General features: G+C 33.2%; 15 protein-coding genes. All 15 read left to right on the top strand.

Annotated elements, in window-relative coordinates; translation table 11 throughout:
* The first annotated feature begins 145 nt into the window (after positions 1-145).
* Positions 146-448, top strand: a complete 303-nt coding sequence (locus ACP7AV_RS13480) for a helix-turn-helix domain-containing protein (RefSeq protein WP_144065025.1) — start codon at positions 146-148, stop codon at positions 446-448.
* A 119-nt stretch (positions 449-567) separates the two neighbouring features.
* Positions 568-1,425 (top strand): transcriptional regulator, encoded by an 858-nt coding sequence (locus ACP7AV_RS13475; protein ID WP_426092389.1) that lies wholly within the window; start codon positions 568-570, stop codon positions 1,423-1,425.
* The gene (locus ACP7AV_RS13470; protein WP_426092388.1) at positions 1,409-2,068 is read left to right on the top strand and encodes an ATPase; all 660 of its coding nucleotides are present in this window, start codon (positions 1,409-1,411) and stop codon (positions 2,066-2,068) included. The genes ACP7AV_RS13475 and ACP7AV_RS13470 overlap by 17 nt, the downstream gene beginning before the upstream one ends.
* A gap of 100 nt (positions 2,069-2,168) precedes the next feature.
* Positions 2,169-2,789: a hypothetical protein gene (locus tag ACP7AV_RS13465; RefSeq protein WP_426092387.1), complete on the top strand. Its 621-nt coding sequence runs from the start codon at positions 2,169-2,171 to the stop codon at positions 2,787-2,789.
* Positions 2,790-3,304: 515 nt separating this feature from the next.
* Positions 3,305-3,508: a helix-turn-helix domain-containing protein gene (locus tag ACP7AV_RS13460; RefSeq protein ID WP_426092386.1), complete on the top strand. Its 204-nt coding sequence runs from the start codon at positions 3,305-3,307 to the stop codon at positions 3,506-3,508.
* A complete protein-coding gene (locus tag ACP7AV_RS13455) occupies positions 3,509-4,123 on the top strand; it encodes a BrxA family protein (RefSeq protein ID WP_426092385.1) in 615 nt (204 codons plus the stop codon).
* Positions 4,123-4,731 (top strand): BREX protein BrxB domain-containing protein, encoded by a 609-nt coding sequence (locus tag ACP7AV_RS13450; RefSeq protein ID WP_426092384.1) that lies wholly within the window; start codon positions 4,123-4,125, stop codon positions 4,729-4,731. Before ACP7AV_RS13455 ends, ACP7AV_RS13450 begins: the two co-directional genes overlap by 1 nt.
* A 6-nt stretch (positions 4,732-4,737) precedes the next feature.
* Positions 4,738-8,250, top strand: coding sequence for a BREX system P-loop protein BrxC (gene brxC, locus ACP7AV_RS13445; RefSeq protein ID WP_426092383.1), 3,513 nt, complete (start codon positions 4,738-4,740; stop codon positions 8,248-8,250).
* Between the two features lie 38 nt (positions 8,251-8,288).
* On the top strand, positions 8,289-8,648 hold the full coding sequence (locus ACP7AV_RS13440) for a four helix bundle protein (protein ID WP_426092382.1): 360 nt from the start codon (positions 8,289-8,291) through the stop codon (positions 8,646-8,648).
* Positions 8,649-8,714: 66 nt separating this feature from the next.
* Positions 8,715-12,401, top strand: a complete 3,687-nt coding sequence (gene pglX / locus ACP7AV_RS13435; protein ID WP_426092381.1) for a BREX-1 system adenine-specific DNA-methyltransferase PglX — start codon at positions 8,715-8,717, stop codon at positions 12,399-12,401.
* A 39-nt stretch (positions 12,402-12,440) separates the two neighbouring features.
* Positions 12,441-14,135, top strand: coding sequence for a DUF262 domain-containing protein (locus ACP7AV_RS13430; RefSeq protein WP_426092380.1), 1,695 nt, complete (start codon positions 12,441-12,443; stop codon positions 14,133-14,135).
* A gap of 8 nt (positions 14,136-14,143) precedes the next feature.
* Complete coding sequence (locus ACP7AV_RS13425) at positions 14,144-14,671, top strand: hypothetical protein (RefSeq protein WP_426092379.1); 528 nt, start codon at positions 14,144-14,146, stop codon at positions 14,669-14,671.
* A gap of 2 nt (positions 14,672-14,673) precedes the next feature.
* Positions 14,674-15,138 (top strand): hypothetical protein, encoded by a 465-nt coding sequence (locus ACP7AV_RS13420; RefSeq protein ID WP_426092378.1) that lies wholly within the window; start codon positions 14,674-14,676, stop codon positions 15,136-15,138.
* Positions 15,139-15,158: 20 nt separating this feature from the next.
* Positions 15,159-16,019 (top strand): SPL family radical SAM protein, encoded by an 861-nt coding sequence (locus ACP7AV_RS13415; protein WP_426092377.1) that lies wholly within the window; start codon positions 15,159-15,161, stop codon positions 16,017-16,019.
* A gap of 23 nt (positions 16,020-16,042) precedes the next feature.
* Entirely contained in the window at positions 16,043-18,541 is a 2,499-nt protein-coding gene (locus ACP7AV_RS13410; RefSeq protein WP_426092376.1) for a UvrD-helicase domain-containing protein, read from the top strand.
* The last annotated feature ends 76 nt before the right edge of the window (positions 18,542-18,617 follow it).

The raw sequence follows: 18,617 nt of genomic DNA, 5'->3' as shown, positions 1-18,617 counted from the left end.
ATTTTTTTCTTTATTAGAGAAAGAAAAATCAAGCATAGCTGCGCTACGGTTTATTTTTATTTTGAAGAAGAAAGGGATAAAGAAACATTTATTAAGGCCATTTTGAGAGTTAGCTGGTATAACTAACAATTTAATTCATTTAGACATGAACTTACATCCTAAAAAATTATTCCCTGGAGTAGACAATTTAGAACTGCTCAACCACCAACCCATCACGAAAAGAGACCTGCTAAATTTCAGCAATGTGATGCTCGCTGAAATCAAAGAAATGGTCGGAAAACAAGAACAGCCAGCCCAATGGCTAAAATCATCAGAAGTTCGAAAACTTCTTAAAATCTCTCCAGGCACTTTACAAAATCTTCGCATCAATGGAACCTTAAACTTCACCAAAATTGGCAGCATCCTTTATTACAAGTATGAGGATATCTTAAAAGTCCTCAACCCTTAACATCTTACTTCTCACCGTCATTTCGAACGCGTCATCTCGAGCGCAGTCGAGAGACGAGAGACATAATCCAAATTTATAAATTTTAATTTTTAATACTTCATTCTTAATACTACTCAAAAATGAATTATATCAAACACCTCACTGGTTTTTTCAATAAAATCAATTATGAAACCAACCTCAACCCTACCCACATTTCCCTGTATTTGGCCCTTTTCCAATGTTGGAACGTGAATAGGTTTAAGAATCCAACAGGTATTTCTCGGGAAGAAATCATGAAAGCCAGCAAGATCAATTCTAAAGCGACCTATCATAAATGTATGAAAGAGTTAGAGCTTTTGGGATTTATGGTATACAACCCAACATTTAATCCCCACTCTTGCTCCAACATCATTATGACCAATTTCTCCGAAAAAGAAAAAACAATTTCAAAAATCCCACAGCCAACACGTTCAAAAAATGAACCCGTTCACAATTTGACCGAATCAAAAAATGAACAAGTCATTGAACAGGTAAATGAACAGCTCTATATATATAATAAAAAACAAACATCTAAAAACATTTTAAACAATACAAAAATAGATATAGATAAAAATTCAATAAATCAACCTGTTCAAAATTTGAATCCTTTAAAAAATCCAGAAGAAAAAAAAGAAAAAAGTTGCGCCAAAAAAGAAAAACCAGTTGAACCGGAATTAATCTTCGATCACATTATCCCAACTCTTGAATTAGCGATTGATTATTTCCTTTCCCAGCAGAATACCGAAACGGAAGCCAATAAATTTTTCAATTACTACTCTAGCATCGGTTGGCTCATTGGTGGAAAAACAAAAATGAAAGATTGGAAAGCAGCAGCAAGAAACTGGATGATCAACACAGCTAAGTTTGCAACAAACGTTTCAAAATCCGATTACAACTCCCAACCAAAACCGATACACCTGCACACGGCAACCCAAAAAAATTATGACGAACCATTGTAAATCCGTCCGTGAAGCCTTCGTGGTCCATAAAGGTTTCAAAGTCTATAATTTCCAAAAATGCTTGGAATATTTAGAAAGCCAAGGAAAAACCACTTATGGAAGTTCGTTTCAAATTAGTGAAATGGATTACCCTACCATCTACAAATTGTTGATTTATATGATTCAAGATGAGAAAACAGCCTTAAACCTAAAGATAGACTTATCGAAAGGTATTTTATTATCAGGAGCAATTGGTTGCGGGAAAACATCCCTAATGAACTTAGTACGCCCTTTTGCCTATCATTCATCCGATTACAAAATCAAAACATGTAGGGAAATCTCGTTTGAATTTGCCCGAAATGGCTTTGAGGCTATCAACTGCTACACACTAAAGCAAGCCAATCAATCGAAACTAACTGGCTATTGTTTTGACGATTTGGGTGCCGAACAACAAATAAAACACTTCGGTAACGATTGCAACGTAATGGCTGAAGTACTCATCAGCCGCTACGAACAGTTTATCGAAAACAAATCCGTCACTCACATCACTACTAACCTTTCCGCCTCCGAAATCGAAAACAACTACGGCAACCGCCTCCGCTCCAGAATGAGAGCCATGTTTAACCTTATCACCTTCGATAAAGAAACAAAGGATAAACGATAACAATCATTCCTTGAACAAAGCAACGGCATCACTTTGAGCAAAAATTAGATCGAAAAGCAAATTTAAACTTGTCAAACCTTAAACTTTAAACTTTTTCATCATGAGAAAAATCAACACTTTCTGGAACTGGTTCCAAGACAACAATCAAACGATCAAAAACGGCATCAACGAAACCATTGAAAAACAAGAACACATCCTCTTTTGGATCAACAAGCAATTAGGCTACTATTGTAAGGAAATAGATTTCATAATCATTTTTCCAAACACCACAGAAGACAAAACCGAATTCATTATCACCGGCAATGGCAACCCAGAATACTTCAATCAAGTAATAGCATTAATTGACAACGCGCCTAAGTTGAGAGCATGGAAATTTACTGCTATACTTTTACCATCCCAAGTCGAGAGAAGGGACATTCCTATATTTTCAGACATAACACTGAAATCACATAATTCAAAATTACTTTCACTGGATTACAATGAAAATGCTAAAAAAGTGAACATATTTATCCATCTTAAAAGCAAAAAAATAATATGCAACACAAAGACATTCAGTCAATTAACAGTACTTATTTCGCAAGATCAATTAAGCGAAGTAATAATCTTCAAAAATAGTACTTCGGTACAACTTCCTCAAGAACCACAAGAAAATACAGAGAGTATTCAACTATACGATTTAGAAATTCTTATCGATATTTTGAACAAACAAAATAACACCTAGCCAAATTCCTGAATGACTATGCTTCCAAAATTCGCTTATTGCCTATCCTTGTGGCTTTTCCATCAACGCCCGCAGCTGGTCCAAAAGTTCCGCTTTTTCAAACGGCAAAATCTGAATAGCAATTTCAAGAATATTAATTATGTTAACAAGCGGACTGACAATCAAGCCTCGGTCATGAGATTCTTCCGCCTCGATAGCTTTAATACAAAGCTTAATCAGGTCACTAACCACAAAAATGAGGTCTTTATAACCTATTACGCCAAAAACAATATCACTAAAAGTGGGTATGGCATTATCCTTTAAAATATCGTTTATTTACATTTTAACAGTCAAAAAGCTATATAATGATGCAAAACAAATGGAAATAAAACAAATAATAAATATTCATTCTCTTAAAATGTGGAAAACCGTAAAGTAATATCAAATGGCATATATATATTTGATCACTAAAATACTATCTCATATTTTGTTATATCATTTATAATATCCTACATTTAAACATTAATTTTTTAGAAATGAATAGAATAAAATTAGTGCTAGAAGACAAAGGATTAACACAGATTTGGTTAGCAGAAAAATTGGGAAAAAGTTATAATATGGTCAACTCCTATGTTCAAAACAGAAGGCAGCCAAGTATTGTGCAATTATACCAAATTGCTTTATTGTTAAATGTTGAAGCCAAAGATCTATTGGAAGAAAATAAAAAAATTCTAAACTAGATGGCAGATAACAAAATAAAATATAGCACCGCTTTTACGGCAGGAGCATTATTACTTAGAGAGACCGAAGCTTTTATAACTGAAATAAAAGACTTTGAGGCATTTCTAAATGGTAATGAAAATATTGATATAAATGTAATTCCCGTAAATTCAGAAAGCTCAAAAAAGAGATTGAAAAACGAAATTGAAAAAAGACTTTTGGCTATAGATAATGAAAATCTCTTGCATCAATTTTCCTCTTACGATAAAAATGGAAAGAACTTGATCCTTTTCTATGGTATATGCAAATGCTATCCCATAATCAAACACTTTATGTTGGAAATGGTATTAAGCAAATGGAAAAATCTTGATGTTGAATTAGAGGTCAATGACTTATCAAACTTCATATACAGAAAAAGGGATTTCCATCCAGAACTAGAAAAAATAACCGATAAAACGATTTACAAATGTGGTCAGGTTGTTTTAAAAATGCTAAAAGATTTAGGATTACTGAATAAAAACAAACTTCATAAAATAATAATCAACAAAGAGGTACTTAGAAACATTGTCTCAATTGGGGATAACTGGTTTTTAGATGTGATTTTACTAAATGAAACTGAAAAACAAGAAATTTAATGATGTTAAACAGCAATAAATTATACGAGTTGATGGCAGATAAAGGGTTCCAAGAGCCAAGAACTGGAAACCTTTTCTTTCCTGCATATATCTATACCTACGACCCTGCTCTCGAATATGAAATGCGTAGGGAAATAAATCTATTAATTGAAAAATTAAAAAGACCCAACCATTATCTGGATTCCTTGGTTATAAACATGTACGAAGAACTGATTGATTTCTTAAAAAACGAACAATTTGCTGGAAGTGCACTTTTTGATCTGATCCTTGAAAAAGAGAAAGAAGACCCTGAAGAAGCTTCGGATTGGGTAATCGATGAGATCAATGAAGGGAAATTTTATGAAAATTTCACAAAAAAAGTAAAAGACCATTTTGGAGAAAACAACGAAAAGAAAGTATATCTGATTTTATATGGATTTGGTAGTACTTACCCTTATATAAGATCATCCGATTTTCTAAAAAAAACAGAACAACTTATCAAAGAATTCAAAGTAATCGTGTTTTATCCTGGGGATTACACAAACAACAATTATAACCTTTTTGGTTTCCTAAACGATGACAACCTGTATAGAGCCAACCACCTTAACAATCTTATAGCAACAGAATAATATCCTATGATAACAATTGAAACCCTTTACGAAAAAGAAATAGATCGAAGAATTAATCCAGCGGTTGTAGTAAGTGAAATGGAAGAATATTTCATCAAACAAGAAATTGAAGAATATGTTTTCACACAAGGTATTACCAAAAATGTCTATAAGTTCTTAGACGCCGTTGCCAACAGAAAAGAAGGTAAAACAGGAGTTTGGATCAGTGGCTATTATGGTAGCGGTAAATCGCACTTCATCAAATACCTCTTTTATTGCTTGAACAAAAAACACAGAGAAAATGCCTTCATAAAATTCAACGAAGCAGTTAACGATCTAGGAGCATTGGAAGAACCAAATCCGAATCAATTAGCATCATTATTAAAGAAAATGGATGTCTTGGAAATCGAGGAAATTATGTTCAACATAGACGCGGTTTCTGGTAATGAAGATGAAAAAGATCGTATCACTAAGGTACTTCTCAACCAACTTAACAATTTTAGGGGATACAATAACACCAATATTGCGTTAGCGCTGTATTTAGAAAAGCCCTTGCAAGAGTTAGGTAAATTAGAGCTCTTTGGAGAAAAAATAAAACTAGCTTTTAACGAAGATTGGTCGGGTAACCAATTACGTTTTACACGGATGTCTTTGAAAAAGGTATTAGATATTGCTAAAGACTGTAATTCTGAATTTGATACAGAGTCATTAAGAAGCACGATTCAAGATCGAAATCAAGATTATACAATTGAATTTTTGATAGCTGAATTTCAGGATTTTCTGAATGGTAAACCAGACAGTTACCGTTTAATTTTCTTGTTGGATGAAGTGTCTCAATACATAGGTTCCAACACGGCGCTTTTATTAAACCTGCAAACGATTATAGAAGAAATTGGAAGCAAAATTGGAAATAAAGTTTGGGTAGTATGTACGGCTCAACAAGAACTTTCCAATTTGATAAACAATACAGATGATAAAACAGAAGACTTTGGAAAAATTCTAGGTCGTTTTGAAACTATTATTTCTTTGGAAAGTCAAGATGCAACATACATTACAAAGAAAAGAATATTAGAGAAAAAAGCGTCAGGTATTGGCATATTGTCTGATTATTATAAAAATAATAAAGGGGCTATTGAAAATCAATTTGTTTTCAACCATGACCTATATGAAAATTATATAGGCAAGGATGATTTTACGTTAACCTATCCTTTCATTCCTTATCAATTTCGATTGATATCAGATGTATTTGAAAGTTTCAGTAACGTAGGCTATGTAGGACAAGGTGTGAAAAATACCGAAAGGGCGATTTTGGGAATTACGCACTATACCGCTAATTTGTGTAAAGACAATGAGGTAGGTTATTTTGTTCCTTTCGATTTGTTTTTCAATGATCAGTTTGATAAAAACTTAACCTTTATTGCCCGAAGTATTCTGGACAGAGCCTATAACATAAACGAAGTCAAAGAAAGTGAATTTGCAAAAAGAGTGGTCAACACCTTGTTTATGGTTTCTAATCTTGGCGAAAGCCATAGAGTGAATTTCCCTGCTACAGTAGAGAATATGGCTTTATTGTTAATGAAGGCGGTAGACACTCCCAAACTAGAAATTCAAAAACAAGTTACCCAGATATTAGATTTGTTGGTAGATAAAAATATCATTCAGGTAAGCGAAGGAAAATACCGTTTTCTTAAGGACGATGAAATTGATGTAGCCCAACAAATAAAACATACAGCAATTAACAGTGACGACAAACTCAAATATTTTTATGATGATGTCATCCAAAAAACAATCAAACCAAACCCTGATATTAAATTCTTTGGTAACCATAATTTCAAATCAGCAATAGCAATTGATGATAAGGAAATGATACGCAATGGGGATTTTAAAATACGCTTTACTGTTTTTGATATTACGGATATTCAACAACTGGCACACACCAGTCCATCCAATGATTTAGTGATTGCCATCAGTGAGTGGCTAAACACCGATACCGATTTAAAAAACAAAATATTGGATTATGTTCGGGTGCAAAAATTCATCGCACTAAATTCATCATCTGCCAAAGGACCAAGAGTTGAAACACTTAATAATTTCAGAAATAATAACATTATATTATTGGGCGAAATTAAATTACGTTTCGAAAATAAGTTTTTGACAACAAGTGTCATATCCAATCAACAAATTATAAGCAGCGATCAATTAAACGGTAATACAACAGCGGCACGTTTTGAAGATATGATTAAAAAGCATTTAGAAGAAACGTATAGAAAACATGGGTTAAGTAATACCTATGCGAGTTCTAATGCTGAATTAATCACCAATGCAAAATCAAAACAGACAAAAACCAATACTGGTTTAGATCCTGCCGAAGAAGAATTGTCTACCAAATTAAACCTTATGGGTGAAAACCCTAATGTGGGTGATGTGGTTAAGAACTTCGAAAAAGCACCTTATGGATGGAAAGACGTCGCGACTTTAGACATACTGCTCAAAATTGCCCAAAAAGGAATCAAACATTTTGAATGGAAAAATGACGGTATCGATTTGGTTCAATATGCAGACAAAGCTTTGAATAGCAGAGAAAGAGATTCCATCGCAATTTTAAATCAAAAGGCACACTCCCAAGAAGAAATCAACGACTTTATTCATGCAGTGAATCATGAAATTTTCGCCGAAAATGTAATTGCAGCGGCTACCTCTGATTTTAAAGAAGCGGTAGAGCAGCTAAAAGCAATATTGTCCAAGAAATTATTGGAAGTCAACAAAATCAAGGAAGAATATGAGACGTATACTTTTGGAAATCATATCAAAAAATTCCAAAAAGGATTAACAGACTTGTTTATGGCCAGAGATCAGGAACAGGTCTTAGAATTAATAAAACAAAATAAAAATGCCTTAAAAACAGATCGTGATCAATACATGTATGTAGTAGAATTTATTGATCATAATCTAAAAACCTATGAACAAATCAAAGAGTTCATTGGCGGAAATAAAAACAACTTTAGCGCACTCGATGAGGTAGAACAAGTTACTGCACATAATTTGCTTGATTATATCCAGAATGACAAAGAACCTTGGGACAGTTTGCCTCAAATGAAAAAGGCATACAAAGAAATCCATGACGCATTAAAAAGCAAAATCAAAGATTTACGTACCGAAACCGTAAAAATGTACGAGCTTGTCTTTAGTGAAATCGAGCAACATAAAATTAAATTAGGCATTACAGAAGCAAACCTTACTGCGGATCCAAGTTTTATCAATAGAATTGAAAAAGAGAAAAACTACAGCCAATTAGAGGTGTATAATGTGAAAATAAATGATTTTAGAGCAGAAAACTTTAAGGTCATAGAAGATTTCAAAGCCAAGGCCGAAGCTAAAAAATCAGGTAAAGACTATCATCAAAGTGTAATCATCAGTGTGGCTAATGAAATGCCGCCAACAACCATTGAAACACCTGAACAACTGGAAGTTTACATAAGTAAATTACGAGAAAGACTTATGGTAAAACTAGCTAAAAATCAAAAAATATTCCTCAACTAATTAGCAAGGGTAAAGTATTAATGGTTAATGTTAAATAAATGAGAGAGAATATTATTAAAACAAAGAGTTTTGGCTTTGCAATTCAAATTGTCAATTTGAACAAACAACTTTGTTTGGAACAAAAAGAATTCGTCCTTTCTAAACAAATCTTACTTTCAGGAACATCTGTTGGAGCAATGGTAAGAGAAGCGGAACATGCAGAAAGTAAAGCCGATTTCATCCATAAAAATGCAATTGTTCAAAAAGAGGTCAACGAAACTATTTATTGGTTAGAACTTTTAGTTGCTACGAATTACATTTCAAAAAAACTTTTTGAGGAACTCAATTTCAAAGCAATTGAACTCATCAAAATGCTTACCAGCATCATAAAAACTGCCAAAGGACTTAATAAACCCTAATCATGAAACATTAACATTTAATCACTAACAGCTAACCATTAATAATTAATCATTAACAATTACATTTTGAATACAAATAACATAAAATCATTTGCAAAACAAGCACGCCTTTTGTTGATGGAAGGTGTAAAACAACGTTTACTATATTGGGGTTTTGATGCAAATGGAAACAGTAATGAAAATCTGGAAACTACAACTGGTGGATATATTTTTAGAGGTCAAATTTTCAATGATGAAAGCGTACCACCAAAATGGCAAAAATTAAAGACCAGACTAACCAGCAAACAAGCTGTTCAGGACACCATTGAAGAAGCTGCATACACTTGGTTCAATCGACTTATGGCTATTAAAATTCTGGAAAAAAGAGGTTATATGCAACCTGCTTTAGAATATGTTCCGGATCTGAAAACGCCCATATTGGTACAAAATGCTAAAAGAGGGCAGCACCAGCTGAAGCAACAAAAGTACATTGACTTATTGCAACAATATTTGTTAGACGATCAGGAAGAACAAGCATTGAGTTTATTGTTAACGCGTTTATGCAACAACAACACATTAGTACACGATGTGTTCGGGCATATTGATGATTATACTGAAATTCTGTTACCCAACAACCTTTTGCAACGTAACGGCATCATCGACTTGTTGAACAGCGATCAAATTCCTGATGAAGATTACAAAGAAGTAGAACTCATAGGTTGGTTATACCAATTCTACATTTCCGACAAAAAAGACGAAGTTTTCAAGGGCTTCAAAGCCAATAAAAAAGCCAGACCCGAAGACATTCCGGCGGCAACACAAATCTTTACACCCAAGTGGATTGTAAAATACATGGTCGAAAACACCGTGGGAAAAATCTACCTCGACTTCGACAAAACCTCTTCTCTAAAACCAGAGATGAAATACCTCCTCGAAAGTCATTGCGAGGAACGAAGCAATCCCATTAACAATTCACAATTAACCATTAATAATTTAGAGGAGCTTACATTAATTGATCCAGCTTCAGGGAGCGGACATATTCTGGTAACCGGTTTCGACCTATTATTCAAAATGTACCGCGAACAGGGCTACACCGCCAAAAATTCCGTAATCAGCATTTTACAAAACAACCTATATGGCTTAGATATTGACGACCGTGCCATGCAATTGGCGCGTTTTGCCGTATTATTAAAAGCTGCAGAATTCTATCCTGAAATAATAAATGCTACAGAAAATAATGCCCTTTTATTACCGCATATTTACAGTTTCCCGGAAACCCACCATTTTCAACTCGATGATTTACAAAGTTTCTTAACACCTCAAGGTGCAGGCTTTGTAGCCGAACTTAAAGAAGCATTACTTTTATTAAACCAAGGAAAAAACATTGGCGCAGCCCTAAAAATAGCACTTTCGCCAGAAGCCCATGATTTTATAGCTAAACAATACCAAAACTGGTTTACCCTACACCAAGCAGGAACTTTAGACTTTTTGCAACAGGATTTGTGGAACTATCTGAAACCGTTTTTAGAAGTATTGTTGGTACTGACCAGGAAATACACAGCGGTAGTAGCAAACCCACCTTACATGGGGCAAAAAAGCATGAATGCCGAGTTAAAAAACTACGTAAACGACAATTATCCTTTATCTAAATCCGACTTGTTTGCCGTGTTCATGGAAGTTTGTTTGTCTATGAATGTGCCTACAGGTTTGATGGGAATGATAAACCAACATTCATGGATGTTTTTATCATCGTATGAAAAATTACGAGAGCACATTATATTAAATTATGGAATTGTAAACATGTTGCACCTAGGACCACGAGCATTTGAAGAGCTAAGTGGCGAAGTGGTACAATCGACAGCTTTTGTTTTAGAAAATGGGAAAAGAATTAAAGATGGTACGTATGTTAGATTGGTTGATTACAAAAACAACAGTTTGAAAGAAACCAAGTTTCTTGCCGAAAAAAAACGTTACCAAAATATTCTGCAACAAAATTTCGAGAAAATACCTGGAAGTCCATTGTCATACTGGATTAAAAATAAAACTGTTAGTCTATTTGTTGATAGTTTAAAAATTGAAGATTATTGTGAAACGAGAATTGGCCTAGTTACTGGTGATAATGAATACTACATAAAAAATTGGTATGAAGTTAATATTATAAATTGCTTTTTTAACTGTATTACAGCTGAAGAATCTAAGAATTCCAATAAAAAATGGTATCCACAAATTAAAGGTGGTGATTTTAGAAGATGGTATGGTAATTACTTAACGATAATTAATTGGAGTAATGATGGTGAAGAAATGAAAACCAAATTACATGAAAATGGAAAAAGGTTACTTGCCCATAATTTCAATAGTGATTATCAATTATGCGGTGAAGGAATATGTTGGACTAAAATATCATCAGGGGGATTTTCCGTAAGGCATCAAGAAGTTGGCTATATATTTAATGATGCTAGTGCCAGTGCATTTCCTTTCAATAATGATATCTCATATAAATATTTACTTGGCTTTCTTAATTCAAGGGTAGCCTTACACTTTTTAAAAACAATTAATCCAACTCTGAATATTCTACCTGGTAATATTTCAAAAATTCCATTGTTGCTTAAAAAAAACAATATAATTGAAAATATTGTAGAAATAACGAGATCTATTTCCAAAAAAGATTGGGATTCAAGAGAAACCTCATGGGATTTAGAACAATCACCCTTATTCAATGAAAGTATATCACTAAAAGCAGCTTACGAAAAATGGCAGGATAACGCAACCCAAGATTTCTTTCAGTTGCATGAAAACGAGGAAGAACTCAATCGTATTTTTATAGATATTTATGGCTTGCAAGAAGAGTTAATCCCAGAGGTGGCGTTAAAAGACATTACCATATTGCAAGAAGAACTAGACCGCAATCAATTGTTAATGAATAATGATCAATTGTTAACGAGCTACAAAAAATGGAAAAAAGACAATAATGATCAAAGGCTAAAGGTTAATGAAAATGATAATAATTTACCATTAACAATTAACCATTATTGTAATCTGCCTATCAAGAAAGACGAAGTAATCAGTCAATTCATCAGTTACAGCATCGGTTTATTTATGGGGCGCTACCGCTTAGACAAAACGGGCTTACATATCGCGCATCCAAACCCAACCGAGGAAGAGTTAGCGTGCTATGAAGTGTCATTACAAGGCATAACGCAATCCGTTGAAATTGAAGAAGATGCCATAATTCCTCTTATGGGTAGTGAATGCGCTTTCCCGGATGATGCTTTGGTGCGAGTAAAAAACTTAGTTCACAACCTTTGGGGCGAAGAAACCCTAACGGAAAACTTGAACTTCATCAACGAATGTCTAGGTAGCGATCTAGACAAATACCTCAACGAACAATTCTGGAAAGATCATACTAGCCGTTACAAAAAGAAACCTATTTATTGGCTGTTTTGTTCTAATCCTAAAAAACCGCAAGCATCAGCTTTCAAAGTTTTGGTGTATATGCACCGTATGGATAAGTATACCGTGAGTAAAATACAACGCCAATACCTCCACCCGCACCAGGAATGGATCAAAAACGAAATTGAAAAAGCAATAGCCAACGAAAGCAACTTGAGTAAAAATGAACTCAAACGTCTGGAAAAACTCCGTTCTTGGGAACTAGAATGTAGGGATTACAATGAAGTTTTAAAAACATTGGCATTGCAACCCACTAGCTTTGATTTAGACGATGGGGTGACTGTGAATTATGAGAAATTTGAAGGAGCTGTGGCCAAAATATAATAAATAAAAAAAAACAATTAAAAAAATATAAAAATATACATGGAAGCAAAAACAACAATTGCAGAGATATTAAATGGAACTAATAAAATAATCGTTCCTAGCTATCAAAGAGCCTACGCTTGGGAGATACCAAAAGAGAATAGAAATCGTGCAACACAAATTGATGTTTTTGTTCAAGACTTAGAAAATTATTTAAATAGTAAATCAGCATCTCCGTACTACTTTGGACACTTTTTATTCGAAAGGAAAGGAGATTATTTGTTCAATATCATTGATGGTCAGCAAAGGCTAACATCCATTGCTATTTTCCTTTCAGCTATATTCAAATCACTAAGAGAGAAAAGAGAGTTAACTGAAAAAGAAGAAGTTCTATTTGAAAATACTATAAAAAGAAGAAGTACCATTCATTTCGAAACCGTTGACTATGATAATTTGCTTTTCAAGGATTATGTAGTTAATCAAGACAAAAAAGATACAAACGGTATTGAAACAGAATCCGGTAAGCGTATCGTAGCCGCTTTTGATTATTTCAATAATTTATTAAAAGATAAAAACGAGGACTATTGTACACAAATATTGACAGCAGTTACTACAGCCGTTTGTACGACTCATGAAGTGGCAAATGAATCAGAGGCCATCCAAATGTTTATTTTTCAAAACAACAGAGGAAAACAGCCAACTAATCTTGAAATTATAAAAGCGCAATTCATGTACCAAGTTCATCTATATGGTGGTGACGAGAAGGAAGAAATAATTAAAGATATAAAAGAGCGTTTTGAAAAAATATACAAATCTATTTCTTCAATTGAATATAAAATTAGTGAAGACGATGTCTTGACATATACATTAAGAGTGCACTTCAACTCACTATGGGAAACCAATGCTATTATTAGAGTAAACGAAGAATTAACAAAAAACAATGGTATTGAATTTGTCAAAGAGTTTACAAAAAGCTTGGCGATCAGTTTTGAACACCTCACAAGATTTTTTGGAAAAGATGAAAGAGAAAATATCGACATTCATTCCTTAATTACTTTGGGTGGAATAGGCATAGCTGTTCCTTTTATTTTAAAAGCCTACCGTTTTGGTTTACCTACTACAACAATAGCTGAATTATGTAGAAATTTTGAAGCATTAGTGTTAAGAAATAGATTAATTGGAACAAAAGCAGTAATTACATCAAGATTAAATAGTGTTTATAATGAATTTACAATTAATAATCCAAACATTCACCCCATAGTTAGCAGATTAAATCATCTGAAAAACACAAATGATGGGTGGTGGAATTATTGGAATAATAATGAATTAGAGAGGTCAATTCAGGGCAAAGTAGACCATAAGGCTGCAAAATTCATTTTATGGAAATATGAAACCCATTTAGAAACTAAAGGAAACAAAGGGTATGTTACCTCAAGATTTGATAAAGTTTTTAGTCCAGAATTAGAACATATTGCACCAAGCACAGAGCCAAAAATAAAGCCTCACGGATATGGTGTTTATAATGAAGAATTTAGAAACCAATATCAAAACTGTTTAGGAAATTACTTACTACTTTCAAAATCTCATAATTGTAGTATTAGTAATGACGTTTTTGATAAAAAATTAAAGACCTATACTGATTTGAAACAACATAATGAAATTAGTCAATTTGTTTCTGAAACAAAGTTATGGGACAATGAAGCCATTTCAAAAAGGAAAACGAAAATTGTAGAATTTGTCATGGATAATTTTTAAAATTGGATATGGAAGATTTTAATGAGTTAGAGTGGATAAATAATTTTTTTGACAATACAATTGATCTCCAAGGTCAGGGCATTGAACGTATTAAAAACTTTGCTTTATTTTGGAATATGTTTGAAAATTTTGCTTGCGGGAATTTTGCTAATGTTCAAAAGATAGAAAGTTTTGTTGTGAATTTAAATGACAGGACTGCAATTTCTAATGAATTAGTAAATCCTTATTTAAAGTATTTTATTGATAGATATAGTCAAAATGGTGAAATAAATATTGAAGGATTGCAATTCAGGACTTTTGCATCTGACATAAGAGCAAAAGAAAAAATACGAAAGGTTTTAATAAGAGAAGTTACGACCCCACAAGAAATTCTTGAAGCATTATTACTGATTCTTCTACGGTTTAGAAATAATTTATTCCATGGGAATAAACAAATTGTAAACTTAAACAGTCAAATTTCAAATTTCACTCATGCAAACAAACTATTAGGAGAGGTACTTACTCTAATGAAACAAAATTATTTAATTACATTTTAGAAATGACAATACCTGAAATAATGCAGATTGCCAATGAGTATATCAACAACAATACCTTTTTCGAGGTACCTCATCAGTTATTTTTACAACCCAATGGCAGAAGTTTATACAATCAGTTAATACGTCTTGAGATTCAGGCTAATTCGTATGGGGTTTACATTTGGGAAAACACTGAAACAGGAGAAATTGTATATATCGGAATGGCTGGTAAAATAAAAACAAACGGCCAGTTAGGTTCCCATTCTATTGAAAATAGATTAATTGCTACAAGAGGTAAAGTAAATGGTCGAGATGTACTAACTAATGACTATGTATTTAATTATATGCAAAACAACAATGTGAATACATTGACATTTCACATCTTATATACAAACGAGCAAACTCCCCCATCTTACTTAGAATCCGTGCTATTGTATAATTATTACAGTCAAAATGGTGTGTTGCCTAAATTAAATAATGCGTTTTAAAACTATAGTTAAAAATTAATATGGATCTATTCAGTAGTTTAGAAGAAGAAGAAAACAACAATCCTCGTAAAACCAAATTAGGTAATACGAGTATTGATTATGTGCAAGCATCAGGAATTTTAACCGAGGCCAAGGGTTTTATGGGAGCCTATGATTATACCCTAAATCCCTATTCAGGATGCTCTTTTGGTTGCAATTATTGCTATGCAGCCTTCTTTTCGCGTTCTACTGATGACAAAGACAATTGGGGAAAGTGGTTGCGAGTGAAAGAAAATGCACTCCAGTTACTAATGAAAAAAAGAAAAAAACCACTTATAGATAAAACCATTTACATGAGTAGCGTTACAGATCCCTATCAGCCGATAGAAAAGGATTTAGAACTCACTAGGAGCATATTAAAAGAATTAATAGAATACCACAAGGTAAGATTGGTTATTCAAACACGGAGCCCGTTAGCAACGCGAGATATTGATTTATACAAGAAGTTCGAAGTGATACAGGTTAACATGACCGTTACTACAGATAGCGAAGCAGTTCGCAAAGCTTTTGAACCGCATTGTCCTTCTAACAAAGTACGTTTAAAAGCAATACAAGAAATTACTGAAGCTGGTGTGCAAACATGCATTACAATGACACCACTACTACCTGTCGAAAATGCTAAAGAATTCACAGAACAATTATTGGCAACAGGAGTAAAAAAATTCATCGTCCAACCCTTTCATCAAGACAAAGGAAAATTTATTGCAGGTACGGGTGCTGATGCTCGCGACCAAATAAAAAAAATGCAATGGACAGATGAAAAATACAATGACGTCGTGGAAGAATTTAGAAATCAATTACCGTGGTTAGGAGAAGGAAAAAATGGTTTTGCACCAATATAGTATTTAATAAATAACAACTATTTATGAAGGAAGAATTAAAAACTTGGCTGTTATCTCAACAGGACAATCTCGATAAGGTGGTAGCCAATGCTTCCGTTAAATACTATAATGAGAATAAAGCAAAATTAAATTTTCAATACGACTTAAAACAATGTCATATAGAAAGCTATAATTTAATTAGAGGCAAGGACTTATGTTACGATCGTCCCAATACTGCATTTGCTTATACACTGTGGTATCACCCACGCCGAATTAATACGTTTCTTTCTTTCTTCTTAGATAAAGTCATTCAATTCCAGGGTCAAGAGCTCATAGTGTTTGATTTAGGCGCTGGTGCTGGCGCCATTCAATGGAGTTTGGGATTAATTTATGTAGGGCTAAAAAGATTAGGAAAAGCGACACCTAAATTAACGATTGTAAATATCGATTCCAGCCCATTTATGCTCCATTATAATAGGGATTATCTTTGGAAAGAATTTGTACTTTCCTATCCGGAAATTGATGCAGATTTTAGAATTGAATACGAAGTAAATTCATGGAATAACAATCATGGAGTTTCTACAGCCAATAGTATTTTAGCAGCCAGTTATTTATTTGATGATTCCGATAACCAAGTAGAAATAAGCAAAGATTTTTTGAAAATAGTTGATATTTACAAGCCTTCAGCGGTGCTCCTACTGACATCGGAAAAGAAAGCAGCTAAATATTTTCCATTACTAAAGCAAGATTTTTTAAAGTTAAAGTATACCAGTCAAACAATACAATCCTCCCATTTGTTATTTAATAGGACGCTGACGAATATAAATTCAATTCGTGGACAATTAGGAAAAATACTTTCTATTGAAGAGTTAAAACGAAATACCTCTTGGTATGATGCAAGTAATGCTGCAATCATTTTCGAACGACCGCAATTAGCAATGTTCGAGCAAGGAAAACACATTGAAAATATAGATGTATTTCATCCGCCGATAACAATCCGTAGAGAAGTTATCTTGAATGAATTTCAAAAGAAAGCTGCAGAAAATGGCGAAAGACCTACCACTATTATTGGGCCTGCAGGTTGCGGTAAAAGCATCGTAATTACTGAAAAAGTTAAAAATATTGTTGAGGAACATAATTATGATCCAAAACTTCAAATATTAGTGACCACTTTCAACAAATCTTTAATCAAAAAACTATCCGAATGGTTAGTCGATATGTTAGATGAAAATAGATTTTCTATAACCTATGATACTGGATTTAATGGGGCTACTCAGCCTTCATGCATCATCCGCTTTACAGGTTCAAAAATAGCAAACATAAGATTGTTACATTTTGATATGTTACCCAAACATATTGGTAGCGTTTCTTACAGAGGCTTAGTAGATATGAATCAACATAATACCTTATTAAATGAAATCATTCAAGATGTAAAAAAAGAAGAAAATATCACAACGAATTTATACGACAACATACTAAATGCTGATTTTATCTTTGAAGAATACCATCGGGTGATTTATGGTTTACAAGTAGGTATTACAAGGAGTGAAGATGTTTATTTAAATGTATCTAGGATTGGTAGAGGCAATAATCCATCACTGCAAAAAAATAGTGAACGTAGAAAATTAGTGTTTGAATGTCTAAAACGATATGCTACGCGAATGCATAAAGAAGGAATAGAAAGTTTTACCATAAGACGACAATATTTACTTTCACGATTAAATAACAATCAAATCGGTTTCAAATATGATTATATTTTAGTAGATGAATTTCAAGATTGTACTGACGCCGATTTTAAAATATTCTATTCATTAATCAACGATCCAAACAAATTAACTATTGGTGGTGATTTGGCTCAAGCCATTCATCTTGGTTTAGCAGCACGAATTCCAAGAGATAAGAATATGATGACGAGAAAGAATCATAAACTTGAAGGTTCCTATCGATTACCAGTAAGGATTAGTGAATGCATAAGTGGTTTATCGCAAGCAATCAACAAACATTTTAGTAATTCAGAAGGCACTTCTAATATTGTACCATATAAAGGCGCTCCTCCAGGTGCAAGACCTATTGTAGTATATGGTGAATCCGAAGAAGTACTTATTCCTAAAATAGAAAGTATAATCGAGCACTACAAAATTTTTGATCTAAAAAATACCTGTATATTGGAAAGAGATTATAACTTAAGAAATCTGTTATCTCGAAAAGATATAAAGGTAGAGTCGGATTCCATTTTAAGTTTGAAAGGGTTAGAAAAGGAATGTGTTATCTGGTCAACTTATATTCCTTTAGAATTTGAAAAAGAAGCATTTGAATTTGCTTACACTATTATTACGAGGACATCAGGGGTGTTAATCATTGTTATTACTGAACAAACACAAGAGGTGTATAAAAAAGTTTTAGGCCTTTTAAATCAAGAAAGAATCATTTTCTGGGATAAAAATTCGGAAGACAAATTTAAATCCTTTTGCGAAGACTATGTACCGATGGAAATTTTAGATGAAGATGAAGACGAAAACGTTCTTACTGAGATAGTCTTATAAAGTTATTTATTAAATTTTTGATTAAAATTAGCTATATTTGTATGATACATCAGTCATTAAACCATAAATAACTACT

Source organism: Flavobacterium sp. DSR3-2 (assembly GCF_049896525.1).
In the GTDB taxonomy this organism is placed as follows: Bacteria; Bacteroidota; Bacteroidia; order Flavobacteriales; family Flavobacteriaceae; genus Flavobacterium.
Note: the sequence above shows the minus strand (reverse complement) of the source record. Positions and strands in the feature narration are given on the sequence as shown.